At 67.7% G+C, this 15704-nt stretch carries 10 protein-coding genes and 5 tRNA genes; 11 read left to right on the top strand and 4 right to left on the bottom strand.

Annotation, left to right across the window (positions count from 1 at the left end; translation table 11 throughout):
- From gap to VXJ25_RS06255, 11 genes are all read left to right on the top strand, one after another.
- On the top strand, positions 1-1026 hold the full coding sequence (gene gap / locus VXJ25_RS06305) for a type I glyceraldehyde-3-phosphate dehydrogenase (RefSeq protein ID WP_330958357.1): 1026 nt from the start codon (positions 1-3) through the stop codon (positions 1024-1026).
- Between the two features lie 90 nt (positions 1027-1116).
- Positions 1117-2316 (top strand): phosphoglycerate kinase, encoded by a 1200-nt coding sequence (locus VXJ25_RS06300; RefSeq protein WP_330958356.1) that lies wholly within the window; start codon positions 1117-1119, stop codon positions 2314-2316.
- Positions 2309-3073 (top strand): triose-phosphate isomerase, encoded by a 765-nt coding sequence (gene tpiA, locus VXJ25_RS06295; protein ID WP_330958355.1) that lies wholly within the window; start codon positions 2309-2311, stop codon positions 3071-3073. The genes VXJ25_RS06300 and tpiA overlap by 8 nt, the downstream gene beginning before the upstream one ends.
- Before the next feature lie 312 nt (positions 3074-3385).
- Positions 3386-3640 (top strand): preprotein translocase subunit SecG, encoded by a 255-nt coding sequence (secG, locus tag VXJ25_RS06290; protein WP_330958354.1) that lies wholly within the window; start codon positions 3386-3388, stop codon positions 3638-3640.
- A 363-nt stretch (positions 3641-4003) separates the two neighbouring features.
- A complete protein-coding gene (locus tag VXJ25_RS06285; protein WP_330958353.1) occupies positions 4004-4996 on the top strand; it encodes an ABC transporter permease in 993 nt (330 codons plus the stop codon).
- Positions 4997-5006: 10 nt separating this feature from the next.
- Complete coding sequence (locus VXJ25_RS06280; RefSeq protein ID WP_330958352.1) at positions 5007-6104, top strand: ABC transporter permease; 1098 nt, start codon at positions 5007-5009, stop codon at positions 6102-6104.
- A 14-nt stretch (positions 6105-6118) separates the two neighbouring features.
- A complete protein-coding gene (locus VXJ25_RS06275; protein WP_330958351.1) occupies positions 6119-8173 on the top strand; it encodes an ABC transporter ATP-binding protein in 2055 nt (684 codons plus the stop codon).
- A 133-nt stretch (positions 8174-8306) separates the two neighbouring features.
- Positions 8307-10085: an ABC transporter family substrate-binding protein gene (locus tag VXJ25_RS06270; RefSeq protein ID WP_330958350.1), complete on the top strand. Its 1779-nt coding sequence runs from the start codon at positions 8307-8309 to the stop codon at positions 10083-10085.
- 295 nt (positions 10086-10380) lie between these two features.
- Positions 10381-10471, top strand: a tRNA-Leu gene (locus VXJ25_RS06265).
- A gap of 90 nt (positions 10472-10561) precedes the next feature.
- Positions 10562-12904: a GAF domain-containing SpoIIE family protein phosphatase gene (locus VXJ25_RS06260; protein WP_330958349.1), complete on the top strand. Its 2343-nt coding sequence runs from the start codon at positions 10562-10564 to the stop codon at positions 12902-12904.
- 150 nt (positions 12905-13054) lie between these two features.
- Positions 13055-13786 (top strand): anti-sigma factor antagonist, encoded by a 732-nt coding sequence (locus VXJ25_RS06255; protein WP_330958348.1) that lies wholly within the window; start codon positions 13055-13057, stop codon positions 13784-13786.
- A gap of 590 nt (positions 13787-14376) precedes the next feature.
- On the opposite strand, the gene VXJ25_RS06250 is transcribed toward VXJ25_RS06255, so the two are convergent.
- The 4 genes from VXJ25_RS06250 to VXJ25_RS06235 all read right to left on the bottom strand — a co-directional run bounded on the left by VXJ25_RS06250 (position 14377) and on the right by VXJ25_RS06235 (position 15218).
- Positions 14377-14450: transfer RNA gene (locus VXJ25_RS06250), tRNA-Cys, on the bottom strand.
- A 44-nt stretch (positions 14451-14494) separates the two neighbouring features.
- Positions 14495-14570, bottom strand: a tRNA-Gly gene (locus VXJ25_RS06245).
- Between the two features lie 454 nt (positions 14571-15024).
- Positions 15025-15098, bottom strand: a tRNA-Cys gene (locus tag VXJ25_RS06240).
- Between the two features lie 44 nt (positions 15099-15142).
- Positions 15143-15218: transfer RNA gene (locus VXJ25_RS06235), tRNA-Gly, on the bottom strand.
- Between the last annotated feature and the right edge of the window lie 486 nt (positions 15219-15704).

Here is a 15704-nt window from a genome sequence, read left to right as displayed (position 1 = left end):
ATGGCAGTTAAGGTTGCAATTAACGGCTTTGGCCGCATCGGCCGTCTGGCTTTCCGTCAGATGTTCGCGCACGAGGGCACCGAGATCGTCGCCATCAACGACCTCACCTCCCCGGAGATGCTCGCTTACCTCCTGAAGTACGACTCCACGCAGGGTAACTACTCCCGTGACCACGAGGTCACCTTCGGCGAGGACTCCATCACCGTCGACGGCAAGCAGATCACCATCTACAAGGAGCCGGATGCCAACAACCTGCCCTGGGGCAAGCTCGGCGTCGACGTCGTGCTCGAGTGCACCGGCTTCTACACCTCCAAGGCCAAGGCCCAGGCGCACATCAACGCCGGCGCCAAGAAGGTCGTCATCTCCGCTCCCGCGGGCAACGACCTGCCGACGATCGTCTACAACGTCAACCACGAGACCCTGACGGCCGAGGACAACATCATTTCCGCCGCCTCCTGCACCACCAACTGCCTTGCTCCCATGGCCAAGGGCCTCAACGACTTCGCCCCGATCGTCTCCGGCATCATGACGACCATCCACGCCTACACCGGCGACCAGATGATCCTCGACGGCCCGCAGCGCAAGGGCAACTTCCGTCGCTCCCGCGCCGGCGCCGAGAACATCGTCCCCAACTCCACGGGTGCCGCCAAGGCCATCGGCCTGGTCCTCCCCGAGCTCAACGGCAAGCTGATCGGTGCCGCCCAGCGCGTCCCGACGCCCACCGGCTCCCTCACCAACCTCTACGCCGTCGTCGCCAAGACCGTCACGGCCGACGAGGTCAACGCTGCCATGAAGGCCTATGCCGAGACCATCCCCGAGACCTTCGGCTACAACGAGGACCAGATCGTCTCCCGTGACATCGTCGGCGAGACCCACGGCTCCATCTTCGACGCCACCCAGACCATGGCCCAGGACCTCGGCAACGGCCAGACCCTCGTCCAGGTCACCTCTTGGTACGACAACGAGAACTCCTACACCTCCCAGATGGTCCGCACCATCAAGTACTTCGAGAAGTTCGTTGCCTAGCCAGTCCTAGACATGAGGCCCGAGGGGCGCGGTTGCAGCTTCAAAGCCGCGGCCGCGCCCTTCTTTCGTATGCAACGGTTAGGAGAGAGCATGGCTTTCACTAAGAAGACCGTCCGAGACGTGGACGTCGAGGGCAAGCGCATCCTCATGCGCGTCGACTTCAACGTGCCCCTGAAGGACGGCGTCGTGACGGACGACACCCGCGTGCGCGCCGCCATCCCGACCATCAAGTACCTCAAAGAGCACGGCGCCGGCATCGTGCTCATGAGCCACCTCGGCCGCCCCAAGGGCGACGGCCCCGAGCCCGAGCTCTCGCTCAGGCCCGCCGCGGAGAAGCTCGCCGAGCTCACGGGCTACGACGTCAAGTTCGTCGATGACACCTACGGCGAGAAGGCCGCCGAGGCCGTCGCCGCCGTCAAGCCGGGCGACATCCTGGTCCTCGAGAACGTCCGCTTCGACAAGCGCGAGAAGAAGAACGACCCCGAGATCGCGAAGAGGCTCGCCTCCTACGGCGACATCTTCGTCCTCGACGCCTTCGGCACCGCCCACCGCGCTCAGGGCTCGGTCGTCGGCCCGGCCGCCTACATCCCGGCCGTCGCCGGCTTCCTGCTCGAGAAGGAGGTCGACACCCTGACCTCCATCTTCGCCGAGCCGGAGCGCCCCTTCGTCGCCATCGTCGGCGGCTCCAAGGTCTCCAGCAAGATCGGCGTCCTCGACCACCTCATCGACTCCGCCGACACCCTGATCATCGGCGGCGGCATGGCCTACACCTTCTTCCTGGCGCAGGGCCACACGGTCGGCACTTCCCTCAAGGAGGAGGACTGGGTCGAGCGCGCCGGCGAGATGCTCAAGAAGGCCGAGGCCAAGGGCGTCAAGGTCCTTCTCCCCGTGGACAACGTCGTGGCCGACCACTTCGGCGAGGACGCCAAGGGCGAGGTCGTCAGCTCCGACGACATCCCCGACGACCGCATGGGCATGGACATCGGCCCCAAGACCGAGCAGCTCTTCGGCGACGCGATCAAGGGCGCCAAGACCGTCTTCTGGAACGGCCCCATGGGCGTCTTCGAGATGGACCAGTTCGCGCATGGCACCGAGGCCGTCGCGCGCGCGGTCGCCGAGGTCAAGGCCAACGGCGGCACCTCGATCATCGGCGGCGGCGACTCCGTCGCGGCCATCAACAAGTTCGACCTTGCCGACAAGATGAGCTGGATCTCCACGGGCGGCGGCGCCTCGATGGAGCTCGTCGAGGGCAAGGCCCTTCCCGGAGTGGAGGCGCTTCTCGATGCGTAACCATGTGATGGCAGGCAACTGGAAGATGAACAAGACGTTCAGCGAGGCCGTCGAGCTCGCGAGCGGCCTGGCCGCCGAGCTCAAGGGCGGCGTGGGCGACGTGGACGTCATCGTGGCCCCGCCCGCGGTCGACCTCAAGGGCGTCGCCGAGGTCATCGAGCAGGAGCAGGCCCCCTTCGCGCTGTCCGCGCAGAACGTCTACTTCGAGGAGTCCGGCGCCTACACGGGCGAGACCTCCCCGTCCATGCTCGAGTCCGTCGGTGCGACCTACTGCATCATCGGCCACTCCGAGCGCCGCGGCTACTTCGGCGAGACGGACGAGGACGTAAACAAGAAGGCCAAGAAGCTGATGGAGCACGGCATCGTCCCCATCAGCTGCTGCGGCGAGTCCCTCGAGGTCCGCGAGGCCGGTAAGCACGTCGAGTTCGTGTGCGACCAGGTCAGGCGAGACACCGAGGGCCTCGACCTGTCCGACCCCTCCAAGTACATCATCGCCTACGAGCCCATCTGGGCCATCGGCACCGGCAAGACCGCCACGGCCGACGACGCCGAGGAGGTCTGCGGCGCAATCCGCCGGACCCTCGCCGAGGTCTTCGGCCAGGAGACGGCCGACGGCGTCCGCATCCTCTACGGCGGCTCCGCCAAGCCGGGCAACGTGGGTGGCTTCCTGGAGAAGGACGACGTCGACGGCGCGCTCGTCGGCGGCGCCTCCCTCAAGGCCGACTCCTTCGCGGAGATGGTGCGCGCCGCCATGTAGCGGCTCGGCAGCGGCGGGCCCGTGGGCTCGACCGAAGGAGCGACGAATCGGGGTCCGGGCGATGGCGCCCGGGCCCCGATTCCTTCTCTCCCAGACCCCGGCTGTTGGAGGACGCCGCGACGGTGTGCCCGATGGCGCGCGGCCGACGCGGCTCTCGCGAGGACGCCACGGGTGCGGCCGGCTTCCGTGCGACGGTGGGGGAGCGCATGCTCTGGACGGTTTGTGCACCCCTTGGCCCGTGCATCGGCATGTGCTAATGTCAATACGTTGGATTGTCTATGCAAGTGCGCGTCACGCACAGAGGGAGTCTTCGTGAGCGTCCTCAACATCATCCTGCTCGTCCTCATGGCCATCTCGGCTTTCCTGACGATCGTGCTCGTCCTCATGCACTCCGGCAAGGGAACGGGCGTCTCGGACCTCATCGCGTCCTCCATGTACAACGCGACCGCAGGCTCCGGCGTCTGGGAGAAGAACCTCGATCGCCTGACCATCATCACCGCCGTCACCTTCGGCGTCTGCGTCCTCATCATGGCGCTGACCTTCCCGACCGGCACCATCGGGATGTAGCCTCGACGGGCGCGCGCCAGCTGCGTTCTGCAGAGCCTCCCTGCACGCGAGCCTCCCTCGCAGCATTGCGGGGGAGGCCTTTTTGTGCGAATTTTATGCAAATCCTGTGCGAGCCGCGCGCAGGGAGCGCGGCTCCGACTGCTCGGCGCCACGCCGCCTCGCCTGGGTCCGTGCAGGTCAGGCGTCGACAGCGGCTCCGCACGGGGGATTGGTGACCCCGCGCGCGCGTCCGCGTAACAGTGTTGGAGTATAGTAATAACTTGTCGGAAATCTGCTCGTAAACAATTGTGCGCTTGGGCGCATGGGCCATCGCCGTGGCCACAGGGTTCGCCGCGGCGGCGAGCATGGCGTGAGGAGCCTTCAATGGGGCGTTTTCTGTTGTACATCTTCAAAAGAGTCGTGAGCTACGCGGTGATGATCTTCGTCGCGACCTCGCTGACCTTCTTCATGGCGTCGGCCTTCATGAGCCCGAGGTCCAACTACGAGTCCAAGACCCCGCGCCCGCCGCAGGAGTCCATCGAGAAGTCGCTGAACGACGCCAACCTCAACGACAAGACGCCCATCATGGAGCGCTACGGCACCTGGCTCAACGGCATCTTCTCTCAGTGGGACTGGGGCAAGACCCCCGAGGGCAGCTCGGTCAACGCCGAGATCTCCTCGCGCATCATGAACTCGGTCAAGCTGCTGGCCCTCTCGACGATCCTGTCGGTCGTGATCGGCGTGAGCCTGGGCGTCTACACGGCGCAGCGGCAGTACCAGTGGCAGGACAGGTTCTGGAGCGGCGTGGCCTCCATCTTCATGGTCATCCCGACGGTCGTCCTCGCGATTCTGATCGTGTTCTTCGCGATCGAGATAAACACCGCCTCAGGGGCGAGGATCTTCTACGTGACGGGGCTCTCGAGCTACACGGGCGACAACTTCCTCCTCGCCCTCCTCGACTTCCTGCAGCACATCTTCCTGCCCACCGTGGTCCTCACGATCATCACCGCCGTGGGCTACCACCTGGGGCAGCGCACCTACCTCCTCGACGAGATGCACGCCGACTACGTCCGCACGGCCCGCGCCAAGGGCCTCACCCGCAAGCAGGCCATCCGCAAGCACGCCCTGCGCGCCTCCCTCATCCCCACGGCGGTGAGCGTGGCCTTCTCCATCGCGAGCGTCTTCACCGGCGCCGTCATGACGGAGAAGATCTTCGCCATCCACGGCATGGGCGAGTACTTCATCAACTGCATCAACAGCAACAACATCTACGGTGCGGTCGCCGTCGCTGCCTTCTCCGGCCTCTGCACGCTCGTCGGCGCGCTTCTCGCGGACCTCTTCGCCGCTGCGCTCGACCCTCGCATCAAGCTGAGCTAGGAGGTCAGACATGGCAGACGAGAAGAAGGACGGCCTGCGCCAGGACGCGGGCAAGAGGGGCGAGGACGCGCAGGCGGCGGGCGCCCCCAACGACTCCATCGCGGAGAAGATCGACAGCGAGGCGCACCTCTCCAACGCCGAGCTCGAGCTCATGGCCGACGCCCAGGGCGGCTCGGGCATGGAGGTCAAGCGCATCGGCTACGCGCAGCTGATCTGGCGTCGCTTCGTGCGCCAGAAGAGTGCCATGGTCGGCCTCGTCATCCTCGTGGTGATGGTGCTGCTGGCGGTCTTCGGCCCCTTCATGACCAAGTTCACCTACACCGACCCCGACTTCACGGCGCTCAACGTCCCGCCCAACGCGCGCCACTGGTTCGGCACCGACGGCGGCGGCTTCGACCTGTTCGCCTGCGTCGTCCACGGCCTCGGCCGCTCGCTCACGATCGGCATCGTCTACGCCGTCCTCACCACGATCATCGCGGCCATAGTCGGCACCGCCATCGCCTACGCGCGCGGCGTCGGCGAGAAGGTCGGCATGTGGCTGCTCGACATGCTCCTGATCATCCCGAGCTTCCTCCTCGTCGCCATGATCGTGCGCTCGGCGAGCGGCACGACCGGCTGGATCACCCTCATCCTCGGCCTCACGGCCTTCGGCTGGATCGGCTACGCGAGGACCCTGCGCACCATGGCGCTCTCCCTGCGCGAGCGCGACTACGTGCGCGCCGCCAAGTACATGGGCGTCCCGCCGATCAGGATCATCGTCCGCCACCTGATCCCCAACCTGGGCTCGATCCTGATCCTCGACACGGTCCTCGGCGTCATCTCGGGCATCAACTCCGAGACCGCCTACAGCTTCCTCGGCCTGGGCATCAAGGCGCCCGACACCTCCCTCGGCTACCTCCTCTCGCAGGGGTCCTCGGCCATGCTCTCGGCCCCCTGGGTCATCCTGATCCCCTCCGTCGTCCTCATCGTCCTCTGCGTGAGCATGCAGCTCATCGGCGACGGCCTGCGCGACGCCATCGACCCGTACTCCCGCGCCGCCGGCAAGGTCGAGGACGACGCCGACGCCGAGTCCAAGGCCGAGGCCGAGGCCGCCGAGCCGGCGCTCTAGGCAGGGGTAGAGTCATGAACACGAAAGAGAAGAACATGGACATCGCAGCCGACAAGGGCTCTTCGACCACGCCCGACCAGGTGCTCGCATACGAGCTGCTCGAGAGCAACGGCCCCAAGGGGGCGCCCACCGGCGACCCGATCATGAGCGTCCGCGACCTCAGGGTCTCCTTCAACACCGAGGCCGGCAGGGTCGACGCGGTCCGTGGCGTCAACTTCGACCTGTGGCGCGGCCGCACCCTGGCGATCGTCGGCGAGTCCGGCTCGGGCAAGTCCGTCACGGCGCTCTCGCTCATCGGCCTGCTCGACGACAACGCGCGCGTCTCCGGCTCGGTGCGGTTCGCGGGCGAGGAGCTCGTGGGCAAGACCGACGAGGAGATGGCGGCCTTCCGCGGCAAGTCCATCTCGATGATCTTCCAGGACCCGCTGTCCGCCCTGACCCCGATGTTCACCATCGGCGAGCAGCTGGCAGAGGCCCTTCTCGTCCACGACCCCAAGATGGACAAGCAGGCCGTCCACGACCGCTGCGTCGAGCTGCTCGAGACCGTCGGCATCACGAGGCCCGAGGAGCGCCTCGACTCCTACCCGCACGAGTTCTCCGGCGGCATGAGGCAGCGCGTGGTCATCGCCATCGCGATCGCCAACAACCCCGACGTGATCATCGCCGACGAGCCCACGACCGCCCTCGACGTGACGATCCAGGCCCAGATCCTGGACGTGCTTGCGGTAGCCCAGCGCGAGACGGGCGCCGCGGTCGTGCTCATCACCCACGACCTCGGCGTCGTTGCCGGCACGGCCGACGACGTGCTCGTCATGTATGCGGGCCGCGCCGTCGAGCGCGCGAGCATCGACACCGTCTTCGAGCGTCCGTCGCAGCCCTACACCATGGGCCTGCTCGGCGCCGTCCCCAAGCCCCACGTGGCCGCCACGAGCAGGCTCGTGCCGATCAAGGGCAACCCGCCCTCGCTCGCCGCGATCCCCTCCGGCTGCCCCTTCTCGCCGCGCTGCCCCATGGCGACGGAGGAGTGCCACAGGGTCGAGCCCGCGCTCGAGGCCTTCGAGCCCTCGGAGGGGCACCTCGTGAGCTGCCTGCACCAGGACAAGATCCGCGCGGAGCACCTCACCTTCGACAAGGTCTACCCCGCCCTCGAGCCGCTGCCGCCCAAGTGGGCGGAGGTCCCGCGCGACCAGCGCCCGGTGGTCCTCGAGGTCACCGACCTGGTCAAGACCTTCCCGGTCCAGGGCAAGGGCCTCATCCGCCGCAACAAGGGCACCATGACGGCGGTCGACCACGCCACCTTCAAGATCCACGAGGGGGAGACCCTCGCGCTCGTCGGCGAGTCGGGCTCCGGCAAGTCCACGACGCTCACGCAGATCATGGAGCTCGTGAAGCCCGAGTCGGGCACCATCAAGGTCCTCGGCAAGGACATCGCGGAGATCAAGGGCAGCCACGAGCGGCGCGAGCTGAGGCGCGACCTGCAGGTCATCTTCCAGGACCCGATGAGCTCCCTCGACCCGCGCATGCCCATCTACGACGTCCTCGCCGAGCCGCTGCGCGCGCAGAAGTGGCCGGAGGGCAAGATCAACAAGCGCATCGGCGAGCTCATGCACCTCGTCGGCATCAACCCCGACTACGTTGACCGCTTCCCGTCGCAGTTCTCCGGCGGCCAGCGCCAGCGCATCGCGATCGCGCGCGCCCTGGCCACGAGCCCCAAGATCCTGCTCCTCGACGAGCCGATCGCCTCGCTCGACGTCTCCATCCAGGCCGGCGTCATCAACCTGCTCGAGGACCTGCAGCGCGAGCTCAAGCTCTCCTACCTCTTCGTCGCGCACGACCTGGCCGTCATCCGCCACATCTCCGACTACGTCTGCGTCATGCACCTCGGCAAGATCGTGGAGCAGGGCGACACGGAGGAGGTCTTCACCAACCCGCAGGACCCCTACACCAAGGCGCTCCTCTCGGCCATCCCCATCCCCGACCCCAAGGTCGAGCGCACGCGCGAGCGCCTCGTCTACAAGGACGGCGAGCTCGTCCCGGCGGCCTCCCTCATCCGCGGTGGCAGGGCGTAGCGAGGCCCAGGACGGCCGGAGGCTGGTGTTTAGACATCGTTTGGAGAGCGCGCGCCAACCTCGCCGGTTTCAAGAATCGCTTGTGTCATAGTTAGGAAATGTCTCTGTCATGACTCTGTAGAAAGGATGACACATGACCGCAAAGCTCACGCGCAGGACGTTCGTCTCCGCCTCCGCGGCCGTACTCGCAGGCCTGGGCCTCGCCGCCTGTGGCGGCAACGGCTCCGGCACCAACAACGCTGCGCAGGGGAACGACGTCACCGGCACCGAGCCGGCGAGCGGCAGCCCGGCGACCACCGACCTCACCAAGCTCCCGCTCCCCGAGAAGGGCAAGGTCTACACCAACCCCAAGTCCCGCGACGAGATCAAGGACGGCGGCACGCTCAACCTCTCCGCGAGCGAGATCGGCCCGGACTTCAACCAGTACAACATCAACGGCAACACCACGTACATGAAGTACTTCTGGCAGCTCTACATGCCGCTGTTCCCCTTCAAGCAGAGCGCCGACGGCGGCACCTTCACGCCCGACCCCAACTTCATCGACTCCATCGAGACGACCGAGGAGAGTGGCAAGGAGGTCTGCACCATCAAGATCGCCGACAAGGCGACCTTCAACGACGGCACTCCGATCGACTGGCGCGCCTACGAGTCCGTCTGGAAGTCCTGCAGCGGCCAGAACGCGGACTACACCCCCGCCATGACCGACGGCTACCAGCAGATCGAGTCCGTCAAGGCCGGCGCGACCGACAAGGAGTGCGTGATCACCTTCTCGACCCCGTACTACCCGGTCGAGTCCATCATCTCGTTCCTGCACCCGGACGCTGCGGCTGACGCCGAGACCTTCAACAACGGCTTCAACAACAACCCGCACAACGAGTGGGGCGCGGGTCCCTTCGCCGTCGACACCTTCGACCAGACGCAGATCACCTTCAAGCGCAACCCCAAGTGGTGGGGTGACGAGGCCAAGCTCGAGTCCATCGTCTACAAGCAGATGGACTCCCAGGCCATGTACAACGCCTTCAAGAACGGCGAGATCGACGCGACCGAGCCCGGCGCCACCGGCTCCTCGGAGATGCTCTCCAACTTCGCCGGCATGGATAGCGCAGAGATCCGCCGCGCCAACTCCATCTCCATCGCCAACATCGAGATCAACTCCACGCGCGACTCGATGAAAGACATCAACGTCCGCAAGGCCTTCGCGCAGTGCTTAGACGTCCCGACGATCCTGAGCATCGTCTATCAGGGCGTAAACTGGTCCGAGGAGCGCATCGGCTCGCTGCTCTGCTGCCAGTGGCAGGACGGCTACGAGAACAACCTGCCCGACGACATCACGGCCAACAGCGACGCCGAGTCCGAGATCGCGGCTGCGAAGAAGACGCTCGAGGACGCCGGCTACGAGATGGGCAGCGACGGCTACTACGCCAAGGACGGCCAGCAGGTCGCCTTCAGCTTCACGACCTTCGGCGACTCCAACGTCACCAAGAACCGCGCCGCCGCCATCCAGAAGATGTGCAAGGACGCCGGCATGAACCTCACGATCGACAACCACCCCGGATCCGAGTTCTCCAAGACGCTGACCAGCGGTAACTGGGACACGGTCCTGTTCGCCTGGAGCGCCGGCTCCGCCTCCTACAACAATGGCGGCCAGATCTACGGCTCCGAGTCCTCCTCCAACTTCACGCACCTCGGCAACGCCGAGCTCGACGCCAAGTTCGCGGCCGTCTGCGGCATCGCGGACCACGCCGAGCAGATGAAGGCCGTGAACGAGGCGGAGAAGGAGGCCCTCAAGTCCTACGGCTTCATCCCCGTCTTCTGCGGCGCCGACGTCGTCGTGGCCAAGAAGGGCCTCGCCAACTTCGGCCCGTGCCTGCTCGAGACCCCGTCGCCCGAGAACTACGGCTGGGAGAAGTAACGAAGGCCCTGCGGCCTTGCCGCGGAGCTTGCACGAACCTGAGGGGGCGCCAAGGCGTCCCCTCTTTCGTAGGGGAGGTGCGAGGTGCGCGAGTGCCGGGATGCCGCGGGAGGAGCAGCCTGCGGCGGCGCGAGCCGCCGGGATGCCGCGGGCGGGCCCGTGTCCTTGTCCCCTGGCCTGCCCTAGAGCGGCGGACCGAAGGCGAGAAAAAAATCCAAATTGGGGCTTGCGCGCGTCTGACGGTCTGCTAATATATTCCTTGTTGCAAGCGAGCACGCACTGAGTTCGCTCGCATGTCGGAGTGGCGGAATTGGCAGACGCGCTAGCTTGAGGTGCTAGTGACTGACTAAAAGGTCGTGCGGGTTCAAGTCCCGCCTCCGACACCACGAATCGCAGGGCGCCTTCGGGCGCCCTTTTTCGTATAGAGGGGCCCCGTACTCGGAAGGTCCCGGCGGCGCAGGCGGAGGGAGCGCGACGTGGACGCAGGGCGCGACCAGGAGGGACGGCAGGACGCCGCAGGCGTGGACGGGGGCGCGGACGCCCTGTCGGGCCCCGGGCTCGTCCACACGGACGGGGCCCACCGCTCCCCGCAGGCGGGCGCAGAGGGGCGCAGGAGGCCCGTGGAGAGCGTCACGGGCATCGGCAGGGCCTCGGTCTCGGGCGCCTTCGCGGGGCTGCTCGCGCTCACGGGCGACGCGGTCGTGGCCTTCGACGGCGCCGGCGTGATACTCCTCGCCAACGAGGAGGCCCGCCGCCTCTTCCAGCATACAGACGACTTCCTCGTGGGCCTGGACGTGCGCGGACTCTTCCCGCCGGCCGTGGGGGTCGCGCCCGAGACGCCCTTCTCGCTCGCCTCCCTGCCCTTCCCGAGCGACGGGACCTCCGCGCGCCTCGTCATCGCCAGCCTGGACGGCACGCCGGCGCGCGTCGTCGTCCGCTGCGACCGCGTGCGCGCGCCGGGCGACACCTACCTGCTCGTCGCCCACAGGGACGACTCCGAGGCCGCGGTGGCCGCCGAGCACGAGCGGCTCGTCTCCGAGCTCTCCGAGGCGAACCGGCGCCTGTCGGGCACGCTCGACATCGTCCTGGGCACGCTCGACTCGCCCGACGTGGGGACCCTCTTCGAGCGCGTGCTCGACGGGATCGACCGGACCATGGGGGCGAGCGGGACCATGGTCTACATCGCCGAGTCCGACGGCTTCCACCTGCGGGCGATGAGCGAGGGCGCGGACGTCGGCCGCGCCGCCCAGTACCTGCCCTACGCAAAGGTCTCGGGCGCCGCGGCCAAGCGGCTCGGCCAGGCGATGCGTCTCAGGGTGCTTAGCGCCTCCACCGAGGACCTGCGCCGCGGCCGGCTCGCCACCCGCGAGGTGCTCGACGAGGAGACGCACGAGACCCACCGCGTCGACGCGCGGCTGCTCCCGCCCTTCACGAGCTTCCTCGTGGTCCCCGTGTGGTTCGGCGGGCGTGTCATCAGCGTCATCATCGTCGGCTGGAAGGCGGTCCACCCCACGAAGCGCGAGGACGCGCGCCTGCTCGACGCCGTGGGACAGTACCTCTCCGTGCAGCTCATGGGCGCCTTCGCCGCCATGCGCGCCCAGCGCAAGGAGCACCTGGCCGCGCGCTCGACCGAGCTCAGGGAGCGCCTCATGGCCGCCGACACCCTGGACGAGGCCCTGGTGGCCTCGGTTCTCGCCGACGCCGCCGACGAGCTCGACGCCCGCTTCGTCCGCGTCCGCCTGGGGCCGGACGGCTCGAGGGGGATGGCCGTCCTCTCCGACGGCCGCAGGATGGAGCTTGCGGCCGAAGCGGCCGCCCAGCTGGCAGACCCCGCGCAGGACGGCGGCGAGGTCGCGCCCCTCGAGGCGTCCTCGCCGCTTGGGCGCGCGCTCGCGGCGTGGGGCGAGGACCTCTCGCAGTCCGTCGTCGTGGACGTGGGGAGCGCGATCTCCCCGCGCCTGGCCTTCGTGCTGGCGCGAGGCGCGGGCGAGGAGCCCTTCGAGGACGGCGAGGTCGACTTCCTGCGCCGCCTGGCCGATGACGTGCGCGACCTCGCCCAGGGGCGCGAGGAGAGCGCGCGCGACAAGCGCATCTCGCAGGCGCTGCAGAGCGGCATGAGGAACGAGCTGCAGGAGGTCGAGGGAATCTCCGCCCAGGGGCTCTACTCGTCAGCCACCGCCTCGGCCTTCGTGGGCGGCGACTTCTACGACCTCGTCCGCCTTCCGGGGCGCCGCGCGTGCGTGATCATGGGCGACGTCTCGGGGAAGGGCGTGGAGGCCGCGTCCGTCTCGGCCGCGGTGAAGACGGCCCTGGGCGCCTACGCTTGGGAGGGGCTCAAGCCGGCGCGCATGGTGCGCTCGCTCAACGACTTCCTCCTGGGCTTCTCGCGCGTGGAGACCTTCGCCACGCTCTTCGTGGGCCTCGTCGACCTGGACGAGGCGACGATCACGTACTGCTCGGCCGGACACCCGCCAGCGATCCTCATGCGGAGCAGGACGGGCGAGTACGCGACGCTCAACGTGCAGTCGGGCGTGGTCGGCGCCTTCTCCGACATGGCCTACCAGGACGGCGTGGAGTCCATCGAGAAGGGCGACATGCTGCTGCTCTATACGGACGGCACCACCGAGGCGCGCTCGCCTGCAGGCGACTTCTTCGGCGAGGACGGCCTCAGGGAGGCCGTCATGCGCGAGGCGGCGGCAGGCTTCGAGGGCATCTGCGACCGGCTGCTCGCCACGCTCGACGGCTTCACGCACAACAGCCTGGACGACGACGTCGCCATGGTCGCGCTGCGCTTCGACGGGGTCGGGCCGGAGGCGTAGGCGGGCGCGGGCGGGCGCGGCACCGTCCGGGATGTGGGCCGCCGTGGCGCCAGGCCGGGGCGTGGGCCGCAGCGGCGCCAGGAACGCGGACATCGCGAAGTCGCGGGGCCTCGCGCGATTGCGCTCCGCCACAATGGGAACAAATCCCATATGGCAGGAAAGACGAACATAGCAGTCGTGCCCGTGGGGCGATCGCTCGACGTGCGGCAGGCCGCGTCGCTCAAGAGGCTCATCCAGAGCCTGAGCGACCAGGGCTGCCGCCGCATCATGCTCAACTTCGCCCAGACCGACTACGTCGACTCCGCGGGCATGGGCATGCTCTTCGGCGCCGTGCGCAGGATGCGCGAGTCTGGCGGCCTGCTCTCGTGCATCAACGTTTCGCCGCGCGTCATGCGCATCTTCAGCATCTACCGACTCGTGGACTATGCCCCCGTGCAGCAGACGGGCGAGCGCCCGCGCTTCGAGGAGCTCGACCCCCAGGCCCAGCCCGTCTCCCACAACGTGCTGCGCGTCGAGGGGGACAACCTCCAGGCCGCACGCGGTCGCGTGGAGGAGCTGCTGCGCCACCTCGGGTTCGAGGGCGACCGCCTCTTCGACATGACGCTTGCGGTGGGGGAGGCCATGGGAAACGCCGTCGACCACACCGAGCAGGGCGGCGTGCTGGCGACGGTGACCGGCTACCCCGACAGGGCGATCGTCGACGTGAGCGACTGCGGAGCGGGCTTCGAGCTCGCGTCGGACGAGGAGCCCGTCTCATCCGTGGACGCCGTCGAGCGCGGGCGCGGCATCAAGCTCATGCGCCTGCTTGCCGACAGCGTCTCGATCCATCTCAAGCGCTCCGGCCAGGGCACGGTCGTACGGCTGGTGAAGCTGCTGAGGTAGCCGCGGGTGCCGGTGCCGCCTGCGGCGGTGTGTCCCGTGGTCGGCGTCCCGCTCCATGGCCGACGCGCCGGCGAAGCCCGCAGTCTACGCCCCGCCCCACGTCACGTCGCGCCCCACGTCACGCGCCCCGTACGCTGTTGGTCTCAGAGCCACACAATGTGCCCGGCTTCTCCGCCCGCTTCGTCGCCCGTGCCCCTCCTCCGCAATTTCCCGCGCTGATAGTTGCAGTTTCGGAGGTTATGGACGGGTTGCGGGCGGAGCCGGGCCATGGAGCGGACCGGTACGTCGTGGCTACCCGGGAAAACGCCGGCCGAGACGGATTGCAGCGAGGGCCCGGCCGGGCTGCCGGGCCAGGGCGTGGCGCCGGGGGGCGTCCCTAACTCCCGAAAGTGCACGCGCATCGCCGGCTGGCTGCGCCGGCGCCGGTCGTGGCCGGGGCGGCCCCAGGCGGGGCGGCGCCGCTCCGACAACCGCCCGCGCCGCCTGCGGCGCCGTATGCGGCCGGGGGCCCGGCCGGGGCCGGGCGACCGCCGCCGTCCGCCGCCCCGGAAAAGTGAGAGGGCACCCCGTGGGGTGCCCTCGACGTCGCTTGGAGGCGAGACCCGGATTCGAACCGGGGATAAAGGCTTTGCAGGCCTCTGCCTTACCACTTGGCCATCTCGCCAACGCTATGAAAAAGGCCGATACGAGACCGGCCCCATTAAATCATGGAGCGGGCTACGGGGATCGAACCCGCGACCTCCACCTTGGCAAGGTGGCGCGCTACCAACTGCGCTAAGCCCGCGACGCAAGAAAGTATTATGGGGGAAGGTCCCGCATAACGCAAGCGGTTTTTTGAAATTTTCTGACCTGGTGAGAAAAACGCAGGTAAGGATAGGCGCGAACCCACGTTGGGCCAACCGGAGGCAGGTCGACTCGGGCAAGCTTCTACGGGCAAGCTCCCGTATGCGACGCGTGTAGGAGCCGGCAGGCAGTTCACGCGAGAGGCTCTATCGCCGGTCCAGCGAGGAGTTACGCACGGTTGCAGTCCTGGCCTTCTGCCAACTGGGCTTTTGCCGCGCGTTGGTTCAGTCGTGCGTGATTCGGACATCCTCGTCCGTGCCGGGCGCCCTGGAGGCGCTCGCGGCAGGGGGGCGAACCGCGGCAGGGGGGGCGAGCCGCGGCCGGGGGGCGAGCCGCGGCAGGGGGCCGCTCCGAAAAAGTGAGAGGGCACCCCGTGGGGTGCCCTCGACGTCGCTTGGAGGCGAGACCCGGATTCGAACCGGGGATAAAGGCTTTGCAGGCCTCTGCCTTACCACTTGGCCATCTCGCCAACGCTATGAAAAAGGCCGATACGAGACCGGCCCCATTAAATCATGGAGCGGGCTACGGGGATCGAACCCGCGACCTCCACCTTGGCAAGGTGGCGCGCTACCAACTGCGCTAAGCCCGCGACGCAGGGATTAATATACGCAATGTGGCGGCTGTGCGCAAGAACTTTTTTCCCTTTTTGGGAAAACCTTGGAGAGCGCCAGTCGCCGGTGGATTGAATTTGTAAGCGCAACACTGCATTCCGAAGCGCAACGTTTGCATCAAGTCCTGCAGAATGCGGCGGAAGCGTTGCGGCAAGGCGTGCAATTCGGCCTTCCGGAGGGCCCTGGGCGCCGAATCGCGCATCTTCCGGCCATGCCGGGACCGGCCCCCTCTCCCTGGTTGCACGACTGCGCGCAACGGAGGGGGACTGACGGGCGTGCTGCTGCCGGCTCCGGCCGACGTATTCCCTTCGTCCGCCGCCGGCGGACCCATGCCGCAGGCAGCGCCTGCGGACATGCTACCTCAGATACGCATGCGGGACGAGCGTGGGCTTCAGCACCACGCCCCCCGCGGGGATGCGGACGATCCCGAGCCTCGCGAGCGCCCCTTCCGGCAGGAGCGAGCC

It is taken from the genome of Olsenella absiana (assembly GCF_036408855.1).
GTDB lineage: Bacteria > Actinomycetota > Coriobacteriia > Coriobacteriales > Atopobiaceae > Olsenella_K > Olsenella_K absiana.
Note: the sequence above shows the minus strand (reverse complement) of the source record. Positions and strands in the feature narration are given on the sequence as shown.